The 23,916-nt window shown below is 68.5% G+C and carries 21 protein-coding genes; 13 read left to right on the top strand and 8 right to left on the bottom strand.

Features of this window, described 5'->3' with window-relative positions:
• Positions 1-341: 341 nt before the first annotated feature.
• Complete coding sequence (locus ABNF93_RS19220) at positions 342-1,025, bottom strand: hypothetical protein (protein ID WP_349329457.1); 684 nt, start codon at positions 1,023-1,025, stop codon at positions 342-344.
• Between the two features lie 266 nt (positions 1,026-1,291).
• On the opposite strand from ABNF93_RS19220, the gene ABNF93_RS19215 reads away from it, so the two are divergent.
• A complete protein-coding gene (locus ABNF93_RS19215; protein ID WP_349329456.1) occupies positions 1,292-2,272 on the top strand; it encodes an ArsR/SmtB family transcription factor in 981 nt (326 codons plus the stop codon).
• A gap of 236 nt (positions 2,273-2,508) precedes the next feature.
• On the opposite strand, the gene ABNF93_RS19210 is transcribed toward ABNF93_RS19215, so the two are convergent.
• Both ABNF93_RS19210 and ABNF93_RS19205 read right to left on the bottom strand, forming a co-directional pair.
• Complete coding sequence (locus tag ABNF93_RS19210) at positions 2,509-2,652, bottom strand: hypothetical protein (protein WP_349329455.1); 144 nt, start codon at positions 2,650-2,652, stop codon at positions 2,509-2,511.
• A gap of 86 nt (positions 2,653-2,738) precedes the next feature.
• A complete protein-coding gene (locus ABNF93_RS19205; RefSeq protein WP_349329454.1) occupies positions 2,739-3,284 on the bottom strand; it encodes an alkaline phosphatase D family protein in 546 nt (181 codons plus the stop codon).
• An 82-nt stretch (positions 3,285-3,366) separates the two neighbouring features.
• Between ABNF93_RS19205 and ABNF93_RS19200 the strand changes: the two genes are divergently transcribed.
• Positions 3,367-4,176 carry a GmrSD restriction endonuclease domain-containing protein gene (locus tag ABNF93_RS19200; RefSeq protein ID WP_349329453.1) on the top strand — a complete coding sequence of 270 codons (810 nt, stop codon included), beginning with the start codon at positions 3,367-3,369 and terminating at the stop codon, positions 4,174-4,176.
• A gap of 321 nt (positions 4,177-4,497) precedes the next feature.
• Here the strand turns inward: ABNF93_RS19200 and ABNF93_RS19195 are convergent, their stop codons facing one another.
• On the bottom strand, positions 4,498-5,964 hold the full coding sequence (locus ABNF93_RS19195; RefSeq protein WP_349329452.1) for an aminotransferase-like domain-containing protein: 1,467 nt from the start codon (positions 5,962-5,964) through the stop codon (positions 4,498-4,500).
• A gap of 109 nt (positions 5,965-6,073) precedes the next feature.
• Here ABNF93_RS19195 and ABNF93_RS19190 point away from each other — a divergent pair, with 109 nt between their 5' ends.
• The 4 genes from ABNF93_RS19190 (at position 6,074) to ABNF93_RS19175 (ending at position 11,287) form a co-directional block, all read left to right on the top strand.
• Complete coding sequence (locus tag ABNF93_RS19190; protein WP_349329451.1) at positions 6,074-7,204, top strand: Gfo/Idh/MocA family protein; 1,131 nt, start codon at positions 6,074-6,076, stop codon at positions 7,202-7,204.
• Positions 7,204-7,572, top strand: a complete 369-nt coding sequence (locus tag ABNF93_RS19185; RefSeq protein ID WP_349329450.1) for a cupin domain-containing protein — start codon at positions 7,204-7,206, stop codon at positions 7,570-7,572. The genes ABNF93_RS19190 and ABNF93_RS19185 overlap by 1 nt, the downstream gene beginning before the upstream one ends.
• Before the next feature lie 188 nt (positions 7,573-7,760).
• Positions 7,761-9,563: an ABC transporter substrate-binding protein gene (locus ABNF93_RS19180; RefSeq protein ID WP_349329449.1), complete on the top strand. Its 1,803-nt coding sequence runs from the start codon at positions 7,761-7,763 to the stop codon at positions 9,561-9,563.
• A complete protein-coding gene (locus tag ABNF93_RS19175; RefSeq protein WP_349329448.1) occupies positions 9,560-11,287 on the top strand; it encodes a phytanoyl-CoA dioxygenase family protein in 1,728 nt (575 codons plus the stop codon). Before ABNF93_RS19180 ends, ABNF93_RS19175 begins: the two co-directional genes overlap by 4 nt.
• Positions 11,288-11,318: 31 nt before the next feature.
• Here the strand turns inward: ABNF93_RS19175 and ABNF93_RS19170 are convergent, their stop codons facing one another.
• The gene (locus tag ABNF93_RS19170) at positions 11,319-13,151 is read right to left on the bottom strand and encodes an ABC transporter substrate-binding protein (protein WP_349329447.1); all 1,833 of its coding nucleotides are present in this window, start codon (positions 13,149-13,151) and stop codon (positions 11,319-11,321) included.
• 224 nt (positions 13,152-13,375) lie between these two features.
• Positions 13,376-13,588 (bottom strand): CsbD family protein, encoded by a 213-nt coding sequence (locus ABNF93_RS19165; RefSeq protein ID WP_349329446.1) that lies wholly within the window; start codon positions 13,586-13,588, stop codon positions 13,376-13,378.
• Positions 13,589-14,004: 416 nt separating this feature from the next.
• Between ABNF93_RS19165 and ABNF93_RS19160 the strand changes: the two genes are divergently transcribed.
• The 7 genes from ABNF93_RS19160 to ABNF93_RS19130 all read left to right on the top strand — a co-directional run bounded on the left by ABNF93_RS19160 (position 14,005) and on the right by ABNF93_RS19130 (position 21,224).
• Positions 14,005-14,841, top strand: a complete 837-nt coding sequence (locus ABNF93_RS19160; protein WP_349329445.1) for a class I SAM-dependent methyltransferase — start codon at positions 14,005-14,007, stop codon at positions 14,839-14,841.
• 43 nt (positions 14,842-14,884) lie between these two features.
• A complete protein-coding gene (locus tag ABNF93_RS19155) occupies positions 14,885-15,643 on the top strand; it encodes a DUF8737 domain-containing protein (RefSeq protein WP_349329444.1) in 759 nt (252 codons plus the stop codon).
• 109 nt (positions 15,644-15,752) lie between these two features.
• On the top strand, positions 15,753-16,349 hold the full coding sequence (locus tag ABNF93_RS19150; protein ID WP_349329443.1) for a TetR/AcrR family transcriptional regulator: 597 nt from the start codon (positions 15,753-15,755) through the stop codon (positions 16,347-16,349).
• 145 nt (positions 16,350-16,494) lie between these two features.
• Entirely contained in the window at positions 16,495-18,030 is a 1,536-nt protein-coding gene (locus tag ABNF93_RS19145; RefSeq protein WP_349329442.1) for a sodium:solute symporter family protein, read from the top strand.
• Positions 18,014-19,327, top strand: coding sequence for an AGE family epimerase/isomerase (locus tag ABNF93_RS19140; protein ID WP_349329441.1), 1,314 nt, complete (start codon positions 18,014-18,016; stop codon positions 19,325-19,327). Before ABNF93_RS19145 ends, ABNF93_RS19140 begins: the two co-directional genes overlap by 17 nt.
• The gene (locus ABNF93_RS19135; protein WP_349329440.1) at positions 19,324-20,595 is read left to right on the top strand and encodes a neutral/alkaline non-lysosomal ceramidase N-terminal domain-containing protein; all 1,272 of its coding nucleotides are present in this window, start codon (positions 19,324-19,326) and stop codon (positions 20,593-20,595) included. Before ABNF93_RS19140 ends, ABNF93_RS19135 begins: the two co-directional genes overlap by 4 nt.
• Positions 20,596-20,708: 113 nt before the next feature.
• Positions 20,709-21,224 (top strand): GNAT family N-acetyltransferase, encoded by a 516-nt coding sequence (locus ABNF93_RS19130; RefSeq protein WP_349329439.1) that lies wholly within the window; start codon positions 20,709-20,711, stop codon positions 21,222-21,224.
• A gap of 45 nt (positions 21,225-21,269) precedes the next feature.
• Here the strand turns inward: ABNF93_RS19130 and ABNF93_RS19125 are convergent, their stop codons facing one another.
• Both ABNF93_RS19125 and ABNF93_RS19120 read right to left on the bottom strand, forming a co-directional pair.
• Positions 21,270-22,277 carry a Gmad2 immunoglobulin-like domain-containing protein gene (locus tag ABNF93_RS19125; RefSeq protein WP_349329438.1) on the bottom strand — a complete coding sequence of 336 codons (1,008 nt, stop codon included), beginning with the start codon at positions 22,275-22,277 and terminating at the stop codon, positions 21,270-21,272.
• Entirely contained in the window at positions 22,274-23,911 is a 1,638-nt protein-coding gene (locus ABNF93_RS19120) for a sensor histidine kinase (protein WP_349329437.1), read from the bottom strand. Before ABNF93_RS19120 ends, ABNF93_RS19125 begins: the two co-directional genes overlap by 4 nt.
• Positions 23,912-23,916 lie beyond the last annotated feature (5 nt).

The following is a 23,916-nucleotide window of genomic DNA, read 5'->3' as shown; positions in this document are numbered from 1 at the left end:
GCCATCTCCACATCTGGCGCCTCGAAGACCTGCATGGAAAGCTGCACCCCTCTGCCGCTCCCCTGGACATAGAAGCTTTCCGGCTCGCCGGGATTCGGGCGGTCGCGCGTGGGAACACGGTTGAAGGCGACGATCGGCCGGGTGCCTTCGTTGACGATTTCGTAGTCGATCGTGACCTTGTCATCGTTCACGTCGACAGAGGCGCTGAAGCCGATATCTGGCGGCCGGCGCCGGCGTCACGTCGGGTGGTCGAGGTGTGCCTGTTGGACCGCTGACGAGCTCAGGGCTTCCGCCGCACGCCGTTAACAGGCAGCCGATTGCGAAAGCTAGTGTGGCCGCCGTTAGTCGTTGTGCCACTCGCGTACCTGCCACACCACCCAGACGACGGCGGCGAGCACCACGGCACCTGCGCCGAGACGGTCACTGGTGCTTTCGGCCATCAGATAGCCCGCCGCCGCACCGGCCGACGCCGCAAGTGCCAGCCCGACGACTCCGAGCACCATGGCGTCGTCGACATCCCAGTCGCCCTCGTCCCCTGTACGGCGTCGAATGATCCACAGCGGCACGCTGAACACCAACGCGAGGAAGCCGAGGCCGACAAGAGCTAGCGGTACGACCGCAAGACCGTAGCGTGCTGCTGGCGGGTCGAGGTACGCCGCACCGTTGAAGACTCGAGCGTCGACGCGATCGGGCAGCTCCCCGCTACCCGCCACCTGCGCCCACCGTGCATACAGAGTGCCGCTCGCGGCTTTGCCCTCGACGGACCAGGACGCCCCCGGGCACGTCGTCCGGTTATTGGATTCGATCCCTCGAGATCCGCGCGCTTGGCAAACATCACCCAGCTCCACCGCAGCCGGCGTCCCCAGTGTGTATCCGAGTGGCCAGCCGCCCAGCGAGGCGGCAGGAGTCGGAACCAGGTAGAGGAGCAGCGCGGCAACCAGGCCGACGCCAGCAAGAACGAGTGCGATGAACCGGGCGGCGTACAGCAGGTCGAGGGCGGGCCGGCGGGCCGCATATCTTGCCATCCCTCACATGGTCACCGGCAGGGACGGGCTGGTCGAGCCACTTCGGGTAGAGCCGAAGTGTTCCCCACCACTGCATGCCGGTGGGACCGCCCGATGCGACGAAGTGTGGGACAAGATCGGATCGAGAGTGGATCAGTAGTGGCTACCGCCAGCCTGGTCGTGCGCTGGCGACGAGGCCGCTCGGTGCCGACTACTCGTGCACGGGCACGCTCGGCCGGCGGCGCGTACATGGGCAGGTCGCGAGGCGGGGGTGTGACGTGCTGCGGATGGTGTTCACGCCAGATGACATGGGCCGCGTCCGGGTCACTGAGGACCTCGACCCGATGTGGGAGATCGTGCTGAGCCTGCACCAGATGGGCGCGCGACATACCCGTGCCAGCCCCTACCGGGAATGGGCGGGCTGGGTTCGCACCGTGGCGCGCGGCCGACTCGCGCCCGTCGTGGCCGGCTTGTACGAACTGGCGCCTCCGCAGCGGTACTTTCCCGACTTCCTGACCCCTGCACCCACGAGCACCAATCTCGAGGCGGGTATTGATGAGGTGCTGCACGTACCCCGAGCGCGCCTGCGTTCAGAGATGGCCAAGGCGAATGGCGTGTCCAGCCGGTCTTCATGGTTGGCTGGCGTCGCCGCAGGAGAACCGCGGCAGCTGCGCTGGTTGGGATCCGCCCTTCGTACGTACCACGACCTCGCACTCGCGCAGTTCCACGACCAGATCGCCACCCAGTTGGACGATCACCGTCGCGGCATCACCCGGCGAATGCTCAGCGGTGGTGTGCACGCCTTGCTGGGAAGCCTGGCACGAGGCATCCGTTGGACGCCTCCCGTCCTGACCGCCGACTATCCCGCCGACCTCACCATCGACCTCGGCGGCCGCGGCTTGACCCTGGTTCCTTCGTTCTTCTGCCGAGGCACCCCGGTGACCCTGGCGAACGCCGAGCTCGACCCCGTGCTCGTCTATCCCATAGGTCCGCCACCGCACTGGATGCAACCAACCGATATCCGCGACGGAACCGACCGGCACCTGGCCGCGCTGATCGGTGGGCCACGAGCCGCCCTGCTGAGGGCGCTGACCAGCCCTCTCGGCACCACTCGACTGGCCGCACGTACGGGTCTCTCCCTGTCCTCGACGAGTGAGCATACGGCCATCCTGCGCAACAGCGGCCTCGTGAGGTCGACCCGGAGCGGCCGATACGTCGTCCACAGCCTGACGCCACTCGGCCAGCGGATGCTTGCTGGCGGCCACTGACAGGCCGTGGTTCGCACCGGGACCGGTGGGGGCGTCGTCACCGTGACGGGCACGATGAGCTCGTCACCCTGCCCGTCTCGCCCCGCCCGGAGCGTGATCGCGGTGTCCCCGGCCACCGTCCCGACCGGTGCCCGGACCTCGACCGGTACGTCGAGTTCGTAACCCGCCCGCAAGTAGCTGGAGATGAGGTCGGGCGAGACGGTCAGCGGAGGTTCCGGCATGAGCAGGACATCGCCCTAGACCGGCTCGGCCGCTGCGTTGCGTATCCCGACGTCCAGGGTCCGCGCACCACACGGCACGGCGAGCACCTCGAGCGAGACCGGCAGGGCCGACAGGCGGAGATCGTCGGAGTTCGTGGGCGGGACCAACGGATCGACCATGACCTTCGTTCCCCTTGTCTGTCAGGGTTGCCGACTTCGCGCCCGGCATTCTCGTCCGGCATTCTCGTACGGACCCCTCGTAGGAGCTACTCGTACGGACTGACCGGCTGCTCGGGCGGCGGGATGTCCACCGCGAAGCGACGCCCGACCGGCGGGTTGTCCGCGATCTGCTCCAGACCCGGCCGGCCGTTCTCGGTGAGGAAACTCGCACGGGTACTGATCGGCGCCCCCTGCTGGCGGACGAACGGCACCACGCGAAAGTCCGACACCAGATGGTCGGGTATCACCTGGAAACGTACGTAGCCGCGCAGGGAGTTGTAGAACCGCAGGTGCTGATTGGCAAGAAACTCCGGGCCGAGTTCGTCCATGTCGGCGCCGTCGAGTCCGGAGCTGATCGACGTCCCGATGAACTCCGTGGCGACGGTCTCGGAGCCCGGGTCGTCGAAGTCGGCCTTGATGTCGGCGGCCATATTGCGATGGATGTCGCCGGAAAGGACCACCGGGTTGGCCACACCGCGTTCGGTGAAGGCCGCGACGATGCGGTCGCGGGCGGGCTGATCTGCGTGTGGCAGCACCCGACGCCGGCGGCGTACGACCCGGAGGCGTTCTTCTGGCGCGACCCGGACACGCACTGAGGCCGGGAGTCGATCCGCCGGGTACGCCGCGCCGGTGAAACCTTTTGCTGGCCAAGGACGGCTACGTGACAATGCGACCATGACAGGGACGCCGCGGCCCAGCTACGAGTGCGCGCAGGAGCCTCTCCCGCGACTTCTCGACGAGGCACACGAGGGCAGAATTCAGGTGCCCGAGTTTCAGCGGGAGTTGCGCCTGGACGACGAGTGGATCACGAGTCTGCTCGCGAGCGTCTCGCTGGGTTATCCGATCGGCGTGTTTCAGCTTCTCCAGGCGGGGGACCCTGGCCTGCGGTTCAGCTCCCGCCCCGTCACAGGCGCTCCCTCGTCATCGGATGCGCCCGAGCGGTTGTTGATCGACGGGCAATATCGCCTGACCTCGCTCTACCAGGTCCTTGCCTCCGGCCAGGCGGTGCACACGCGAGATGGTCACGGAAATCCGGTACGACGCTGGTACTACCTCGACATGTCCGCGGCCACCGATCCGGCCGCGGACCGCGACGAGGCGATCATCTCCCTGCCGGAGACTCGGCAAGGAGTGACACCGCAGCGGAGGCCACTCGACCTCAGCACACCGGAACGGGAGTGGGAGGAACGCATGTTCCCACTCCGCCTGGTGTTCGGCGACGCCGCGGAACTGCGGCACTGGCAGCACGGCTTCGTCACGCCAGGAAACGCCACGGCCACCGAGCTTGCAGTGGACGGCGAGGGCGATGCGATCCGAGATCACCTCATGGACCGATTCACCGCAACCGTTCTCACCGCCTTCGAGAACTACCTGGTTCCGACCATCGTGCTGGGGAGCGAGACGACCAGATGGTCGGTGCGGGTCCACGGCGGACCCGATGGCCGGACCCTTTCTGACCGGTTCCGCGTCGCCGACGATTCGTGAGGCGGCCTTCCTCTTCGTAGCCGTGCTTCAGGCGTACACCTCGAGTTCGACGATGCGGGAGTACCGCGGTTCGCACCCGACGCAACACCCAGGCTGACAGCCTCCTTGCAAGGGGACCTCAGCCGCCGGCACAAATGACCACGCTGAGCAGGCCTGCGGCACCCGGAACAGGTGCCGACACCTGTCCAGAAACCGCAGGCCTGCTCAGCGTGGTCATTTGACGGAGGTCAGCACTCCCGTTCCCTGACAGGGGAGCACGGCGTTCCCGACAAGAGCCCCGGGCGGGCCTGTGCGGCGGCGAGCTCCACCTGGTCCGTGGGCTCAGGTGGTGACGGCCACGGTGGGGATGGCGCGATGACCTTCAGCGTAGCCATCCCACGCCCGAGCGAGCCGTTGTACGCCGGCCACCATCGCGGTGCGCGGAAGGGCGTACGGCAGCCGGGTGTGGTCGTCGGTCACGCTGTCGGGAGAGAACGCGGTACCAGGAAGGATCGCCACCCCGAAGCGCACCGCGAAGTGCGCGAAGTTGGTCACCGAGTCGGTGGGTATCCGCACCCAGAGGGACGCGCCTCCGCGCGGCGTGCGCCACGTCCAGTCGGGCAGATGTTCGCCCAGTAAGCCAGTCAGCGCCGCCAGGCCCTCGGCGAGCTCGCGGCGACGGGTGGCCTGCGCGTCCGGCAGCCGGTCGAGCAGGTGGATCGCGATCTGCTGGCTCACGAGCGACGTGCCGAGATCGGTCATGCCCTTCATCTGCGCCAGTCGCGAGACGACCTGAGCGGTGCCGCGGATCCAGCCGAGCCGAAGCCCGCTCCAGAACAGCTTGCTCATCGACCCGATCGTGAGGATCCGCTCGCTCGTACTCAGTCCGGCCAGCGGCGTCGGAGGCGACCCCTCGATGAGCGTGCCGGCGAGCGCGGTGTCGTCGACCACGATGATCTGGTGGCGCTCGGCGAGCCGGGCCAGGCGGCATCGCCGACCGTCGGCGAGGACCATGCCGGTCGGGTTGTGCACGGTCGACTGGACGTAGATCAACCGCGGCGGGCGTTCGGTGAGGAGATCCTCGACCCGTTCGACGTCCATGCCGTTGTCGTCGCACGGGACCGACCGGATCCGGCAGTTGGCCAGCCTGAACGCCTCCAACGCGCCCCGGTAGGTCGGCGCTTCGGTCACCACGCTGTCGCCCGGCTGCAGGCAGCCGTGGGTGATGAGCTCGAGCGCCTGCTGCGCCCCACTGGTGATGAGGATCTGGTCGGCCGTGGTGGGGACGCCGTGCTGGGAGTACGCCGCCGCGAGCCGTTCGCGCAACGCCGGCAGGCCGCGCGGCTGATAGCCGTGGTAGCCAGCGGTCAGGGTGTCGTACTCCGCCCGGGTCAGTCCCGCCGCCACCTCGGGCACCAGGTCGAGGCACGGTAGGGCCGCGGTCGAGAAGTCCATGGTGGGCAGCGGACCGTGCAGAAACTGCGCGCCCGCGTGGTCGCCCACAAGCGCCCTGGAGGACACGGTTTCGCGATGCCCTGGGCGGCCTGATCCGGTCACCCGGGTGCCACTGCCCTGCCGGCGTTCGAGCCGGCCTTCCTGCCGGAGGGTGTGGTAGGCGGCGACGACCGTCGTGCGACTGACCGAGAGCGCGTTCGCCAACGCCCGTTCGGACGGCAGCACCGACTCCGCCGGGATCTCGCCGAGGTCGATGAGTTCGCGGAGGCCCCCGCTCAGCCGTTGGTACAGCGGGCCGGACCGGGCTCCCGACTCGAGGAGCATTCCGGCCAAATCGTCTGCCGTGAATCTCACCGACCCAAGGAAAGTCCAATTTCCAAGATTTGGCTATAGCTACGCTGCGCCCGATCAGTCAACCTGACGCCAATATCGCAGGTGCCCGGCGGTCAACCGAGGAGCGAGCGTGCCCGTAGGCGACATCACCTACCAGTTCGAGTACGACGAACGGATCCCGTGTGCGTTCATCGGCGCGGGCGGTCATTCGTACCGCAACGTCTATCCGGCGTTCCAGTACGCACCCGTCGACCTACGGGCGGTGTGCGACGTCGACGAGTCGCGGGCGCGGGACTACGCCCGCCAGTTCGGTGCTCCACAGGCGTACGCCGACCACCACGAGATGCTCGCCCGCGAGCAGCCCGCCGCCGTCTTCATCGTGACGAGCTACCACGAGGACGGCCGCGTCCAGGCGACCCAGCTGGCCCTCGACTGTCTCGCGGCCGGCGCCCACGTCTGGATGGAGAAGCCGACCGCCGCGTCGACAGCGGAGATTCGTCAGCTGCAGGAGGCCTCGGCGGCCACGGGCCGGTTCGTCATGACGGGGTTGAAGAAGATCTTCACCCCGGCGATGGAGAAGACGAAGGCGATCATCTCCTCGCCGGAGTTCGGTCCCGTCTCCTCGGTCCTGGTTCGTTATCCGCAAGGGCTTCCGCCACCGGAGCGGCGCGACAACCCACGCGACATGATCGGGTTCCTCGACCACATCTACCATCCAGGTGCCGTGCTGAACTACCTCATGGGGCCGGTGACGCGGTTCAGTCACGAGTGGGAACCCGTGGCCGGTGCGAGCACGGCGATGCTGCGGTTCGCCTCCGGTGCGGTCGGTACGCTGCATCTCGCGGGCGGCAGTGCGGCGACCAGTCCGCTGGAGCGGGTCGAGGTCATCGGGCGCGGGACCAACGTCGTGGTGGACAACGGCGTTCGGCTCACCTACTACCGGCGCGGAGGGCGGCTGGCGTACGGCCGGTCGCGTTCGTACGTCGTCGACGACGAGGCCGCACCACTGACCTGGGAGCCGGAGTTCTCCCTCGGGCAGCTGTACAACAAGAACCTCTTCTACCTCGGCTACGTCCCCGAGATTTTGCACTTCTGCGAGAGCGTCCTGGCCAAGACGCCGCCGAGCAAGGGGACCCTGGACGACGCACTGGCCATCATGACGCTCTTCGACGCGTATCGGCGAACTCCTCCCGGCACGGTGGTGGACCTGCCGCTCGCCGAGGTCGATCCGACATCCGTTCCCTCGCAGGAAGGTCACTGATGGTGCATCCCACCTCCGCGGTCAGCCGCGCCGACGACCACACGATCGAGGAGACCAGCTGGGGACGGCTGGTGTGGATGGTGTCGGAGAAGCTCGGCAACTCCACCACCATGACGGTGGGTCGGTGCTACATCGAGCCAGGCATGGAGAATCCCCGGCACTTCCACCCCAACTGCGACGAGGTCCTCCACGTCCTGCAGGGGACGATCGAGCACAGCCTGGACGACCAGAAGATCATGATGTCGGCCGGCGACACGATCAGCATCCCGCAGGGCACCTTCCACAACGCGCGCAACGTCGGCGAGCAGCAGGCCGTCTTCGTGATCTCCTTCTCCTCCGCCGATCGGCAGACCATCGGCGAGGAGTGACCCACCAGCACGATAGGGGGAAGTCAATGACGACGAACCGTGGAGGCCTGCCCAGACGAGAACTTCTTGGCCTGGGTGGTGCCACCCTTCTCACTCTGTCCTTGACCGGCTGCGATCTCTCCACCACACCGAAAGGGGATGGGCGAGCGTCCGGAAGTGACGGCCAACCGGGGGCGAAAGAGGCACCCATGTGGGCGAAGCTCGTGAAGGACGGCGATCTTCCCCCGCTGAAGGAACGCCTCCCCGACAAGCCACTCGTGATCGAACCGGTCGAGGGGCCCGGCGTCTACGGCGGCACCTGGCACACCGCCCTGCTCGGCGTCGCCGACGCGGTCTGGATGGACCGCACGATCGGCTACGAAGGCCTGCTGCGGTGGAGTCCCGACTTCACCAAGATCATCCCGAACGTCGCCGAGTCCTACGAGAGCAGTGCTGACGGCACCACGCACACCTTCCACCTGCGGCCCGGAATGAAGTGGTCCGACGGCGAGCCGTTCACCGCCGACGACATCGTCTTCTACCAGAACGACGTGGTGAACAATCGGGAGATCACACCGATCGAGGCCAAGAACCCGTCGGTGGCGGAGAAGGTCGACGACCACACCGTCAGGTTCGTCTTCGAGCGGCCGGAGGGTCTGTGCATCAAGAAGCACGCGTCCAGCAGCGGTACGTTCGTACGCTTCCCGAAGCACTATCTCCAACAGTTCCACAAGTCCTACAACCCCGACGTCGACGCGCTCGTCGAGGAGGCCGGTGCCGACGACTGGGTGGAACTCTTCGGAACGAAGGCCTGCATCGGACTCGGTGCGGGCGAGACCTACATGAATCCCGAGTGCCCCACCGTCTATGCCTGGCGCACGATCACCGCACTCGGCGACGGCCAACGGGCCATCGTCGAACGGAATCCGTACTACTGGAAGGTCGACACCGAGGGCCGGCAGCTCCCCTACATCGACCGGGTGAACTACGAGATCCTGGGCGACGCCGAGGTCATGCTGTTGAAGGCGATGAACGGCGAGATCGACATGCAGAACCGTACGATCGGCAAGCCGAGGAACAAGCCCGTTCTCGCCAAGAACAGACAGAACGGCGACTACCGATTCTTCGAGACCGTTCCGACGTCGATGAACACGACCGTCATCGCGCTCAACCTCACCCACAAGGACCCGGCCAAGCGCGAGATCTTCAACCAGCGGGACTTCCGCGTCGGCCTTTCGCACGCGATCAACCGGCAGGAGATCATCGATGTGGTCTTCCAGCGGCAGGGTGAACCGTGGCAGACCAGTCCCCGCAAGGAGTCGCTGTTCTACGACGAGCGCCTTGCCACGCAGTACCTGGAGTACGACCCGGCCCTCGCCGACCGCATCCTTGACAAGACCGGCTACACCGAACGGGATTCGGCGGGTTTCCGCCTCGGCCCCGACGGCCGGCGGATCTCGGCACAGATCACGTTCGTCACCTCGTGGACTCCGCAGTGGGCGGACGTCGCCGACCTGTTGAAGTCGTACTGGAAGAAGGTCGGTGTCGACATCAGCCCGCAGGCCCAGGACAGGTCACTGTGGCTGGAACGCTCCGAGGCCAACGACTTCGACATCTCGATGTGGGAGGGAGAGCTGGGCTATGACGCCGACGTTCTTCTGCGTCCCATGTGGTATCTCCCGCTCGACGGAACCATCACCCCCGGACCGCTGTGGCGGGAGTGGTACCACTCCCGTGGCGCCTCCGGCGAGAAGCCGCCCGAACTCGTGGCACGGACCCTCGAGATCTACGACCAGATCCAGGTGACGCCGGGTGAGGCCGACCAGCACGCGCTGATGAAGGAGATCCTCGAGATCAACGCCGAGATGTTCAACGTGATCGGCATCAGTCTTCCGGCCAACAACTACGGCGTGGTCAAGAACAACTTCCGCAACGTACCAGCGTCGATGCGCGACTCGGTGACATGCCTGACACCGGGCCTGACGAGACCTGAGCAATACTTCATCGAGTGAGTGGTGGCGCATGGAGCGTTCTTGTCGCCGGCGGGACCGGCGTCCTGGGAGCACGAATTGTCGACAGGCTCGTCCGGGCCGGTCACGACGTCTTCGCGACGACCAGGCGGCCCGAACGGACAGCCTCCATCGAGGCGTGCGGCGCCACCGCGCTCCTCATGGACGCGTTGGTTCCTGCCGACGTGACGCGCGCGGTGGAGACATCACGGCCGGACCTGATCATCCACGAACTCACCGACCTCGCGGAGTTCGACTTCGGCGGCAACGCCCGGTTGCGGGTCGAGGGGACGGCCAACCTCGTCGCCGCCGCCCGCGCCGGCGGAGTGGACCACATGATCGCGCAGAGCATCGCCTGGGCGTACGAGCCCGGCGAGGGTCTTGCCGACGAGACTGTGCCCCTGGCGCGCGCCGAGGATGGGTCGCCCGCCTTCGGGTCGGTCGAGTCCCTGGAGGAGGCGGTGCTCAGCCTCGGGCGCGGAGTCGTCCTGCGGTACGGCATGCTCTACGGCCCCGGCACCTGGTACAGCCCGAAGGGCGGTGCCTACTACCGTCGTGCCCGCGAGGGTGAGGTCGTGGCGACGACGGCGTGGACGAGCTTCGTCCACGTCGAGGATGCAACCGATGCGACGGTTGCGGCGCTCACCTGGCCTCGTGGCGTCGTCAATATCGTGGACGACGCGGCGACCCATGTCGACGAATGGGGACCCGCCCTCGTCGCTGTCGCCGGGGGTGCCGTCTCCTCGATCTCCGCGCGGGCAGAGGGACGGGCGGCGAGCAATGCCCGCGCGAGGTCGCTGGGCTGGAAGCCTCGCCATCCCTCGTGGCGAGAATCCTGGTCCCAATACTACGAATGGACCTGTCAAGCTCTATACGCTCGAGGTCCTGCGTACACAGGAGGGACGAAGGCCGTGAGACACCAGCCGGACGTGTGGAAGGCCGCGTACGAACGCGATGGTTATCTGGTGGTCGAGGACTGCCTCGATGACAAGACGCTCGCGACACTTCGCGAAGCGATCGATCGCATCACCGACGACCCCGACGGACTCCCGCCGCACCTGCGATCGCATGTGCAGTTGGAACGGGACTACGCCCGCGACGGCGGTGACCGCCCGGACGCCGAGCGGGTGGGCAAGGCGGTCCGGCTGATCATGGAACTCCCGCTCTTCGACCCGGTGTTCGCGCGGTTGATCCGCTACGAACCTCTGCTGGACGTGCTCGAGACGCTGTTCGAGAGCCGGGAGTTCCACTTCCACAACTACAAGTGCATCAACAAGGAACCCCAGGCGAGCAGTGCGTTCGTCTGGCACCGCGACCTTCCGTACCTCTACCACTCCACGGCCAACCTGCTGACGGCGATGCTGTGCCTCGACGACATGACCGAGGAGAACGGCGCGACCGTCGTCCTCCCCGGCAGCCACCTGCTGGTCGACGAGAACGTCTCGGTGGGTGACCAGGACATCGACGAGGCCGACCTACCCGCCGGCATGGAACGCAGGACGGTCACCTGTCCGGCCGGATCGGCCGTGCTGTTCCACGTCAACATCCTCCACGGCGGCGGCGCGAACCGATCCACCACACCGCGACGCAACGTCATTGGTATCTGGGCCGGACCGGACACCTATCCCATCGGCTCGAGTCGGTACGCCTACCAGGATCTCTACCCCTGCAGCGAAGATCCGGCGCGGCAACGTCAGCTCCGCATGACCTACGACGCGCTCGGCTGAGACTCGCACCGCGTGCCCGGGCGCTGGTGTCTCAGCTGGCAGGCGCCAGCTTCCCGGTGAACATCGCCAGGATGGCGAAGTTGTCGGCGTACGGCGAGTTCTGCAGGATCGGATCGTCGTCTGGCGGCCAACCCTTCACCCGGGTGCCCTCCAGTGCCGGGTTGTTTCCGTACCTCTCGAACAGCGGAATGATCGGGAGCAGTTCGTTGAACGCGAGCGCGGCCGTCGCCACGTTCTGCTTCTGCGCGGCCTCGTCGAGCCCTTCCCCTGCGGCGTTGACGATCTTCTCGAGGTCGACCGGCCCGAACGCGTCGGTGTCCTGGGTGAGTTCGAAGGCGATTCCCTTGCCACCCTGGTTGGCCGCGATGGGGATGTTGTGCGTGAACAGGTCGGTGACGAACGAGAAGTGCGGGTGCGGATGGCTCGATCCCCACGCCTGGATCGCCAGCTCGAACGCGCCCTTGTCGACGTCGATCGGCTGCTGGTTGGCGGTCACGCCGCGTGGACGAACGGCGATGCCGAACTTCGTCAGTTGCCGCGCGAGGTTGGTGCCCGAGGTCGACCAGTCGGCCCACTCCGCCGGGAACACGAGCGTGTAGCTCGCCTTCGTCCCGTCCGGTTTCTGCCACGCCCCGGCGACCTTCTTCCAACCGGCGTCGGTGAGCATTGCCGCCGCCTTGCCCTGGTCGTAGGGATAGGTGTCGAGCTTGGCCTGCTCCTCCCCGGACAGCCAGCCGGGAACCAGGATGTCGGAGAAGCCCGTCATCGACTCGACGCCCACACCCGACCTGCCGAGGGCGAACGTCCCGTTGGCCTTGCGGTCGATCGCGTGCGCCAGGGCGCGCCGCACCCGCACGTCCTTGAACTCCGGCAGCTTGTCGAGGTTGAACAGCAGGGCCGGACCTGAATAGACGGGCGGCCGGATGACCCGGACACCCTGCTTGACGAACTGCTGCTCCTCCGCGACCGCGAATCCGTGGGTGGCGTAGTCGACCTCCTTCGACAACACCAGCGGGGTGATCTGGCTCGCCGACTCACCGGCGTACAACGTGATCGTGTCGAACTTGATCCTGTCCGCGGCGAAACCGTTGTCGTTCTTGACGAGCGTGAGCTGCGCGTTGGTGATGCTGGCGAAGTCGTATCTGAACGGCCCGCTGGTCAACACGTCCCGTTCGGGATCCTGCGGGCGGTAGGCCTGGAGATCCTCGTTCAGGGTGCCGCCCTCGTCGGTGTCGAGGTCCTTGCCGGACGCGAAGAGTTCCTCGGCGCGTTGCGCGAACTGGCCGTAGGTCGCGTCGGCCATGATGGGCGCCCGCAGCACGTACCGCTCGACGACGCTGGACGGATTGTTCATCGTGAACACGACCGTGCGCTCGTCGGTCGCCTCCATCGACGTCACGAAACCCCACTCGGTCTGCCGCATGATCCGCCGGCACCAGAACGTCGTCATGACGTCCTTGCTGGTGAGGGGCGAGCCGTCGTTCCAGGTGAGATCGGGCTTGATGGAGAGCGTGAACGTCTTCGCCGCCGCGTCGAACGCCCACGAGTCGGCGAGCAGCCGTTCCCACTTCTTGTCCTGCCAGTAGTACATGCCGCCGGGCAGGAAGATGAGGTCCTGGTAGATGCTGCCGGCGAGAATGCCGTCGGTGACGCCGGCCATGATGTTGAAGTGGCCCTTCGGCGGGACCTGGTACGGCCAGGCGCCCACGAACTCCGCCGTCCCGCCGCCGCCCGCCCCGCCCCCTCCCTCACCGTCGCCGCCGCAGGCGCCCACGATGCTGGCGCCCGCCGCGCTCAGGCCGATGATCTCGAGCAGCCGGCGCCGGGAGAGTTCCGGGTGGTGGGCATTCGACGACGGACTCATTGGTCCTCCCACGAGCTGGTGGCGGCTGGATTCTCCGCACGGTGCATGCGTCGTACCAGTGGAGTTGACCAAGGCACAAGGCCATGCTCGAGGAGGGACCTGTAACGGACAGATTCACGTTCGTGGGGACAGCCAGATCGGGCACCGACGTGCGACCCGACCCGCGCGATCCCGTCAGGCCGACGCATCCGGCCCAACGGGATCGCGGTTTCGGAGAAGTCGGCTCACTCGCTGTCGGTGAACTTCCGCTCCGCCGATTCCTTGACGTCGCGAGCGGCATCGCCCATCTTGTCGCCGGCCTGTCGTGCCTGCGCTTCCGCCTGCTCCGAACGTCCTTCCTTTTGGGCTTGTTCGTTGTGAGTGGCCTGGCCAACCTTCTCCTTGGCCATCCCCTTCATCTTCTTGACCTTGCTCTTTGCCTTGTCGGCCTTACTCATGCCGAGGATCTCCCTCCAGGCGCCACATGCCACGTCGTAGGACTGGCGCGGCCTCATCGCCTGGTCACCTACCCGCCTGGGCCTTGATTCCATTCGTCAGCTCCGCGCGTCCGCGACAGACAGGCGGGCATCGGCACGGTCGGTGACGCGGTGATCGGGCCAGTCCGGACAGGTGCTGCGCGTCTCGGCACAGGCGTTGTCGTACGGACAATCGGGAGGAATCGAGGTCCCGTTTCTCGGCGACACCAGCCGAGGGCAGGCGATCTCGGCAACGCGGAGGACCCCGCAGTTACCTGAACACACCTGTTCAGGTTATCGTTCGCCAGGTACTATCCTTTACATCAGTGTTCAGTTTCCAGTCGGGACGGGGTCGCCCGCCCGGTGGGACGAGGAAGATCGACAGGAAGGGACTCCTCGTGCAATCGATCGTCAACACACACCAGGCCGAGGCGTGGAACGGATATGAGGGCGAGCACTGGGCCGCCCATCAGGACCGATGGGACGCGGTCAGCCGCGAGTTGAACGACCATCTGCTCGCCGGAGCCGCGATCAGCGTGCAGGGCCGCGTGCTGGACATCGGCTGCGGAAACGGCCAGTCCACGAGGTCGGCGGCCGTCCGAGCGGCTCGGGGGTACGCCCTCGGAGTCGACCTGTCAGGGCCGATGCTCGAACGAGCCCGGGCCACCGCGGCGGACGAAGGCATCGACAACGTGCGCTTCGAACAGGGCGACGCGCAGGTGCACCCATTCGAGTCCGGCGGTTTCGACGTGGCGATCAGCCGAGGCGGAATCATGTTCTTCGCCGATCCGGTCGCGGCCTTCGCCAACATCGGACGCGCGCTCCGGACCGCTGGGCGCTTTGTGTTCGTGTGTCCGCAGGAGGTCCACCGGCAGGACTGGTTCGTCGCCCCGATGACGGCACTACTCGGTCGTCCGCCTGGACCTGCGGCACCAGGTGAGCCCGGGATGTTCTCCCTGGCAGACCGGGACCACCTCGGCAAAGTGCTGCGCGCCGCCGGGTTCGAGACGGTGACCGCCACGGAGATCGGCGTACGGATGACGTACGGCCGCGACGCCGATGATGCCGCCGACTTCTTCCTCGGCATGGGCCCGGCTCGTTTCCTGCTCAGCCAGACCGGCCGGACGCAAGCCGACGTCCGTCCCGCGGTCCGCGCGGCACTTCGTCCGTACGAACAGGTCGGCGGGGTTCACCTGCCGGGTCGCTTCTGGCTGGTCAGCGCGACCCGGCCCTGATCGAGACGTTCCCCGAACTTGCAAGGAGACCAAGGAGACTGCCGTGTACGACCTACCTGGTTACGTCTGGGCCATGACGCTCGGTGGCGTGATCGGAATCCTGTTGACCACCAGTTACGTGCTGTACCGCGGAGGGGTCGAGATAGGGCTCAGCCGTACGAAGGCGATCGGTGTCGGCCTTGCGAGCTACGTCTTGCTCGGAGGTTGGCTTGTCGCCAGCGGCCTGCTGGCATGGTCCGGCGCCTACGTCCAGGGCTCCGGAGACGTCAGGCCATGGCTCGGACTCGCCGCCGTCTCGGTCCTCGCCGGTGTGCTCCTTGCCGGCCGTATTCCCCTCGTGTCCCGCATCCTGGCCCACCCTGGGACTCTGTCCCTTCTCGTCCTCCCGAACGTATTCCGGATCTTCGGCACCACGTTCCTGACCGTGATGGCGCTCGGGCACCTGCCCGCGGTCTTCGCGCTGCCCGCCGGTCTGGGAGACATCGCCGCCGGGGCGGCCGCGCCGTTCCTCGCCTGGCGGCTGGCACGCGGCGACCGGCGCGGTGCGGTGAGCTTCCACGTGTTCGGCATCCTCGACCTCGCTGTCGCCCTGGCGATCGGCTACCTCGCCGGCCTCGGACCGGTCCAGCTCATCCACGTCGCCCCCTCTACCGAGGCGCTCGGGATGCTGCCGCTGGTGCTCGTCCCGACGGTGGCCGTCCCCCTGATCATCGGGCTACACGTCCTGTCGCTTGGTCGGCTTCACGCCATGGCGCGGGCAGAAGTCCGCCACGCCTCGGAGCCGCTCCCGGCGGCCGGCTGATCCGCCGACGTGCGCGGGGATCGGAGCGAGGCGTTCGCCCATCGGCATGGGTCTTCGTCCGCGCGGGTCATGTCCAGGCACACCACGTGCGTCGCCGTATCCTCGCACCATGACCGGCGAGACGGCCCCGAACCGCGCCACGCCCCGGCGCCGACGCGCCGACGCGGAACGCAACGTCGCCACGATCATCGACGCCGCGTTGGACGGGATCCTCGCCGGCGGCGAGGTCAACATGGCGGCCCTCGCCCGTGCGGCCGGTGTCAGCAGGGTCACTCTCTACACCCATTTCCCTACTCGGGAGGCACTGCTCGAGGCCGTCGTGGACCGTGCCATCGCGGACGCGAAGGAACTGGCGAGGGAGCTGAGGCTCGACGATGGCCCGCCGCAGGAGGCCCTGTCTCGACTGCTGCGGTCCCAGTGGCGAACACTCGACCGGTACCGCACCCTCTACGCCCTCGCCGCCACCGATCTGCCCCCAGCCCGGCTACGCGCGCTCCACGCACCGTTGTTCGGCCGGGTCGCGAAGCTCATCTCCCGAGGGCAGGCCGACGGCGAGTTCCGTACCGACCTGCCGCGAAGCTGGCTCGTCGCCAGCGTCTACGGCCTGATGCACCAGGCCGCCGAGGAGGTCAACGCCGGCCGCCTGTCCGCACGGAAGGCCGGCGACACGGTGACAGAGACGGTGCTGTCCGCCCTGGCCGGCTGACTGCAGGCTGGCTTGGCGAGTTTGCTTGCCAGGTTCGCTTGGCGAGTTTGCTTGCCAGGTTCGCTTGCCAGGTTGACCGGCTACCGATTGCACGCCAAGGTGGCTGGCCAGGAGCCAGGCGGTGTCAACCCAGCGAGGAGACGTCATGTCGGCGTTGGACTGGACGGTGGTCGGCGGCTACTTCGTGGTGATGGTGGCCATCGGGATGTGGGCGAAGGCGCGCATCCACAACGCGGCCGACTTCTTCGCCGCAGGCGGCAGGATGCCGTGGTGGCTCTCCGGCATCTCGCACCACATGTCGGGTTACAGCGCGGCGGTGTTCGTCGGGTACGCGGCGATCGCCTACACCGAGGGGTTCGTTCTCTACATCTGGTGGGCGCTCGGCATCACCTTCGCCATGCTCGTGGGTGCTTTCGTGTTCGTACCTCGCTGGCCACGACTGCGCATGAGGCTCGGGGTGATCTCACCGCTGGAGTACCTCAAGATCCGCTACAACCTCCCGACCCAACAGGTGCTCGCCTGGAGTGGCACGGCACTCAAGGTCTTCGACGTCGGCGCCAAGTGGACCGCCACCGCCCTGCTGCTGAACGTGTTCGCCGGCGTCCCACTCGCGTGGGGCGTCCTACTCACCGGCGGCGTCACGCTGATCTACTCGACCATCGGCGGGCTGTGGGCCGACGCGCTCACCGACCTGGGACAGTTCCTCATCCAACTCCTCGCCGGCGTCGTGATGTTCGTCGCGGTGCTGGCCCACCTCGGCGGCGTCTCGTCGATCTGGACCATGTGGGGCGACCTTCCCGAAGGCAACGCCGAACCGTTCAGCGGGCAGTACACCCCGCTGTTCGTGCTGGTCTACCTGCTCATCAACACGCTGTCCTACAACGGCGGCACCTGGAACCTCGCGCAGCGCTTCATCGCCTCACCGAGGGGCAGCACCGCCCGCCGGGCCGCGCTGCTCTCCGCCGGCCTGTACCTCGGGTGGCCGCTGGTGATGTTCTTCCCCATGTGGGCGGCGCCACTGCTGCTGCCCGACCTCGCGAACCCGGAGCAGTCGTACGCCCTGCTCACCCAGGAACTGCTGCCGGTGGGGCTCGTCGGCCTCGTCCTCGCCGGACTCTTCTCGCACACCATGGCGATGACCGGATCCGACGCGAACGCCATCTCCGCAGTGGTCACCCGCGACATCCTGCCCGCCGTGTGGCGCGGCATCCGCGGCGCGGCAGCGCGCACCGAGCTCGTCGTCGGGCGGGTCAGCGTCTTCACCTTCATCGCGTTGAGCATGGTCATCGCGCTCACCGCCGACAGCTTCGGCGGCGTCCTCGGCCTGATCATCTTGTGGTTCGGCGCTCTCGTCGGGCCGATCGCCATCCCGATGCTGTTCGGCCTGCTTCCGGCGTTCCGGCGCTGCGGGCCGGCGGCCGCGATCCTGTCCTGGGCGGCTGGCCTGGTGACGTTCGTCGTCACGAGGTACGTCATCGACGCCTGGGTCGTCTCGCTGGCGCCCGACCTGGTGACGGCGGTCCAGGTCGGCGGACCGGTGGTCGTCGCGCTGCTGGCGTACATCCTCATCGGGTTGGTTCGGCCGTGGCACGACGTGCGCTCCGCCGAACTGGTCGACGCCCTGTCCACCGACGCCGACGACGCCGGCACTCCGGAGCGCGCAGATGCCCGAGCCGGCTGAGGCCGACCCGATCGAGGCCAATCCGATCGAAGCCAACACCGCCATCGGGCGGCACCTCGTCGATGATGTGCTCGCCTGGTGGATGGCACACGGCCCCGACCGCGAGCACGGCGGCGTGTTCACCTGCTGGAACAACGCGGGCACGACGCGCGTGTCGACCGACAAGTACACCTGGTCGCAGGGGCGCTGGGTCTGGCTGATGGCGCGGGTCGCGACGGCCGCCGCTCGTGGTGTGTGCGCTATCGATCCCACGATTTACCTCGCGCAGGCCCGGTCCACCGCTGCCTTCGTCCGCGACACCGCCGTGCGGCCGGACGGGACGACGGTGTTCGTGACCGACCACGCCGGGCGGCCGAAGCCGGGCGCCGGTGAGGCCAGCGTGTTCGCGGACCTGTTCGCCGCGCTGGGCTTCGCCGGCCTTGCCCAGGCCGAGCGGGTCGTCGAGGCGCCGGACGGTGAGCGGTGGGCCGACCTCGGCGAGCGGCTGCTCGCCACCGCCGCGGAACGCATCGCCGCCGGGACGTTCGAGTCGGCGCCCTATCCCGTGCCGGCCGGGCACGCGTCGTTCGCCCTCCCGATGATCCTGGTCGGCGTGGGCGAGCAGGTGCACCGCGCGACGGGGTCCGACCGGTCGGCGGGCATCGTCCGGGGCGCCGTCGCCCAGATCGAACGGACGCACCTGCGCGAAGCGGACGTCGCCGAGATGCCCCCGCTCGTGCCCGGCCGGGACGACACGATGCTGGCGCGGCACCGGGCGCCGGGGCACGTGCTCGAGGCCCTGTGGTTCCTGCGGCACGCGGCGGATCTCGCGCCGGGCAACCTCGCCGACCGCCTGGACGACCTGTGTGACGTCGCGGTCCACGCCTGCCGGATCGGCTGGGACGACGAACACGGCGGGTTGTTCCGGTTCGTCGACCGGGACGGCGGCGGCGAGCCGCGCGGCAGGCGTACGGACGATCGCTACGAGGCGCTGGTCGCCGACACCTGGGACACCAAGCTCTGGTGGCCACATGCGGAGGCGCTCTACACGTTGGCCCTGCTCGGCGCTCAGACCGGCCGGGCGGACGTCGCCGAGTGGTACGAACGGCTGCGTGCGTACACGATGGCGACCTTCCCGGCCGGTCCGGGACAGGAGTGGATCCAGATCCGCCGGCGCGACGGGAGTCCCTTGGAGGCCACCGTCGCGCTCCCCGTCAAGGATCCGTTCCACATCGCTCGCGCGCTGCTGCTCCTGGTCGAACTGGCCCACGACCCGCTGCCGCCGGAGGGTGGCCGCTCCGGGAGGGTGATCGCATGAGTGGCGAACGGACAGTACGCGCAGGGGCCGCCGTGGTCGACGTGACACCGCCGGCGGGCGCCACGATGTCCGGCTACGCTGCCCGCCTGGGCCCGGCGACCGGCGTCCACGACCCGATCACGGTGCGGGCGGTCTGTGTCGAGGACACGGCGCTGGTCGCGGTCGACGTGGTGGGCCTGCACGAGGACCTCTGCGCCACCGTGGCACGGCGGTGCCCGCTGCCCGATGAGGGCGTACGCATCCACGCCACGCATACCCACAGTGGTCCCGCCAGCGTGCCCGGCCGGCTGGGCGGCGGTGTCGACGCGGTCTGGCTGGCGAAGCTGGAGGACGCCTGTGTGGAGGCGATCGCTGCGGCCGCCCGGCGGCGCGTTCCCGTGCAGGTGCTGGCCGGCTACGGTGCCGAGGTCGACGTGGCACGCAACCGGCGGCGTACCGATGGTCCGGTCGACCACAGCCTGCCGGTGGTACGGCTCGTCGCCGACGATGGTGCTTCCGTCGCGGTGGTGATGTCGTACGCCTGCCATCCGGTCGTCCTCGGCGCGGACAACACGTTGCTCAGCGCCGACTATCCGGGCGTGGTACGCCGGCTGGTCGAGGCGCGCCATCCGGGCTGTGTGGCGCTGTTCCTCACCGGGTGTGCGGGCGACGCGAACACCGGGCACGCTACGAGCGCGTCCGTCACCCAGCAGGCCTCGATGTCCAGGACCTTCGCCGCCGCCGAGCAGGCGGGTGAAACGCTCGCGGCCGCGGTGCTGGACGCCCGCCTGGTCGCACACGCTGGGCCGGTGCGCGCGGACAGGACCACGGTGGACCTGGACATCGCTGACGACCCAGGGGTGGATGGAGTCGACGAGTGGCGACGCCTCGCGGCCGATCCCGGCACCGACCCGGGCCTCACGGCACTGATGCGGTACTGGCTCGACTGGTCAGAACGCATCGCCGGCAGGGGCGAACGCCGTTGGCCCGCGCCCGTGGGGGTTCTCGACTGGGCCGGCGTACGGATCGTCACCCTGCCGGGAGAACCGTTCGCCCAGATCGGGCTCGACATCCGGGCGGCAGTCGGTCAGAGGGCCGGGCCCGCGGCGGTCACGATGGTGGCGGGCTACACGGACGGGTGCCCGGGCTACCTCCCGACCTCGACCGAGTATGCGTTCGGTGGGTACGAAGTCGAGGAGGCGCACCGCTACTACGGCCTGCGCGGACCGTTCGATCCCGGATCGGCGGAACGCCTGGTCGAGGCCGCCACAGCACTGGCTCGGTCCTAGGCGTCCTGCCTAGCCGGCACTCCGTCAGATCCCGCGTACGATCCCCGATCCCCCGCAGACACCGCGCGCGAATGGTGTTGCGCCAGGTGGCGGCTGTCGTCGAGCCTGCCGTGGTGACCACCTCGAATGTCAGCATCCAGCCGGTCGTTCCCGCGCTCATGCCACCCACCATCCGGTTCCTGACCGAGTGGGTGACCGGCAGCGAGGCGAAAGCCGACGAACACCTGGAGGACCACCCCTTCGGCGGCGGGTCCAGTTTCGTCGCCATGCACGGCGACGAGGCCGTCGGCATCGCCACCATCCGGTGGGAGTCCAGGTATGCCGGCTTCAGGGACCACGGCATACCCCTGCTCCACCAGGTCTCGGTGGCGGAGCCATTCCGCCGGCAGGGCGTCGCGACGAGGCTGATGGACACCGCCGAACGACTCGCCCGGGACCGTGGAGCCGCGACTCTCGGCATCACCGTCGGCCTGTTCGACGAGTACGGCCCGGCGCAACGTATGTATGCCAGGCGCGGCTACGTCCCCGACGGGCGCGGCGCCTGTGTCGGCGCCACGCCCGTCAGTGAGGGCACCACGGTGACCATCGGGCACGACCTGATCCTGTGGCTCACCAAGGACCTTCGCTGAACCCACTCCAGACCGCGATCACCGGCCCGCGATCACCGGATCGGGTCACGGGCTGAGGGTGACCGGGATGTCGACCACGTGGATCCGTGAGCCGTTCTCGGCTGACACTTCGTACACCTGGATCGTCCCGGGTTGGGTTCTGCCGACCGCGAAGCGGACGGCTGTGGAGTAGCTCCCCCGGCAGCCGGTTCCGCAGGTGGCGGTGGTGAAGGCGGTCGCGATCTCGGCGCCCGAGGCGTCGAGAATGCGGATGCTCACCGTGGCCTCGAAGACGTTCGCGGTTCCGGAAACCGTGACCGGGCTGGTGACCGCCGCGCCGATGTGCGGCGACGTGACCACGATCGGCGGCAGCAGGTCGGCGTAGTCGGCTCGTCCGACCGGCATGTTTCCGGCGCCGTTGATCCGGAACTCCACTCTGGAGAACGTCGGATACTGCGTCAGCGTGTAGACGACCTGCGCCTGTCGTTGCCGGGCGAGGGTTCGACCACCGGCGAAGAACGACGACGGCAGGTCGATGCTGGCGACTCCTCGGGAGTACGACGCGATCGAGAACGTCGTGTCCGTACGGATCGGGCTGCGCATCCCGGCCGCGGCCTCGACCGCGGACGGTCCGGCGACCAGCTCGGTCACCGCGAGGTGGGCGACGGCGGGCGTCCAGGGCCTGGTCCTGCTCGTCACGGCCAGCGCGCCGTCCCGGACGAACCAGAGCTGGAACGTGTGGACCTTGCCGGGAGAGCCCGGATCCTTGGGCCGGGGACTCGCCGACGTGGTGCCGGGCGGCTGGCCGGGCGGTCGGGGCGGACTTGTTCGTGTCGGTCCTTCGCTCGCCGACGTCCCCGGTGTCGGCGCAGGCGTCTTCGTGGTGGGCGGCGGCGTGGACGGAGACGGCGACTGGCTGCGCGGCGCCGACACGGTGGGCGCAGGGCCGAGCGCTCCCGAACCGGACGCCGCGCAGGCCGGAAGGGCGAGCGCAGCGCCCAGGGCGAGTGCGACCAGCGGAACAGTGAGCCGACGACGCCCAGCGTGGACAGGGCGGGTGAGATGGGTGTTCATGGTGCTTCCCCCTTGAGAGGTTCGTGCACCTCACGGTCCGCGCCGAGTTCATCGGCAGCCTCACCGTCGCGTAACAGTCGTGTCACCGCCGACGGCCCGGGCGGTGCGCTCGCCGGCCATGCGGCCACCGGTCCTGCGGGCGCTCGTGGCGTGGAAGCTCGTGTGGGGACTGGGTCGGCGGTCACCGGTAGCCGCAACCGGAACTGCGTCCCCTCACCGACGTTGCTGCTCACCTCGACGGACCCGCCGAGCAGGCCGACGTTCTCCCGGACGATGGCGAGTCCGAGGCCGCTGCCGCCGCCGGAGCGGGCCGTGTCGACCTTGTAGAAGCGTTCGAACAGATGGGGCAGGTGCTCGCGCGCAATTCCCGGACCCTGGTCGGTGACGCTCATCGACACCCACTGCCCGTCCCTGCGCAGACGAACGGCGATCCCGCCGCCGTCCGCGCCCGGATCACCGTGCTCGACCGCGTTGCCGACCAGGTTGGCGACGATGCGTTCCAGCCGCCTCTCATCACTGAGCAACGTGACGGGCTCCCCTTCCACCCGAACCGAGCGGTCCCAGCCGTGCCTCCGCAACACGGCGGCGACAAGTGCGGTGAGGTCGACCTCCGTACGCCGTACGTCCTCACCACCCGCACTCAGCCGGGAGATCTCCATCAGCTCGTCGACCAGCCGCCGCAGCCGCAGGACGTCGCCCACCAGCAGTTCGGCGGGGCGGCGCGCCTCGGCGGGCAACCGGTCGAAGCTGTCGGCCAGCAGGGAGGCCGCCGCGACGAGAGCGGTCACGGGGGTACGCAGCTCGTGGGCGACGTCGGCGGTGAACCGCCGCTCCCGCTCCTGCGCCGCCGACAGCGCGGCGATCTTCGCCTCCAGAGCCCCGGCCATCCGGTTGAACGACGCGGCCCACGCGCCGAACTCGTCGCGACCCTCGGCGGGCAGGCGCGTGTCGAGCAGGCCTTCGGCCACGGCGCGCGCCGCCTCGCTCGCCCGTGCGACCGGGCCGAGGGTACGCCGTGCGATCACCGTGCCCACCAGGGTCGCCACCGCGACCACACCCAGCCAGCCACCGAGCAACGCGGCGGCAAGCTGCGCGAGGTCGGCATGGAGGCGATCCTCGACGAACACGACGAAGAGCTCCGCCGAGCACGTCGACGCCGGTGCTGTCGGGCCGACGCCCTCCCGGCTGGTGCAGCCCGGGATCCGACCACCGACGACGAGCAGGTGGCGGCCGGCGTCCACGACGCGTTCGTACCCGATCTGACCGCTGGCGGTGACCGAGCGGAGGCGCTGCGACAACGGCGGATCGAAGCCGGGGTTGGAGGCCACCGCCTGGGTGCCCTGCACGAGGATGACGTGCCGGCCGCTCTGTTCGAAACTCCCGAGCAGCCGGGCGCTGCGGTCGTTGTCCAACGGCAGGAACTCACGGGCCACCAGGAGCTGGAACCGTACGTCGGACTCCGCGCGCTGCAGGGACTCGGCGAACCGGGCGTTGTGGACCAGGGCGTACGCCCCGATCGCCAGCGCCGCCGCGGAGACGCCGGCGACGAGGACGAACGCGATCGTCAGCCGGCGCCGGAACCGCCACATCTGCGGAACCCTCGGCCGCCCCGCGACCAGCGTGCGCCGGGCCATGGCGG

Origin of the sequence: Actinopolymorpha sp. B9G3, assembly GCF_040120725.1 — a bacterium.
Classification (GTDB): Bacteria; Actinomycetota; Actinomycetes; order Propionibacteriales; family Actinopolymorphaceae; genus Thermasporomyces.
This window is presented reverse-complemented; position numbering and strand designations above follow the sequence as displayed.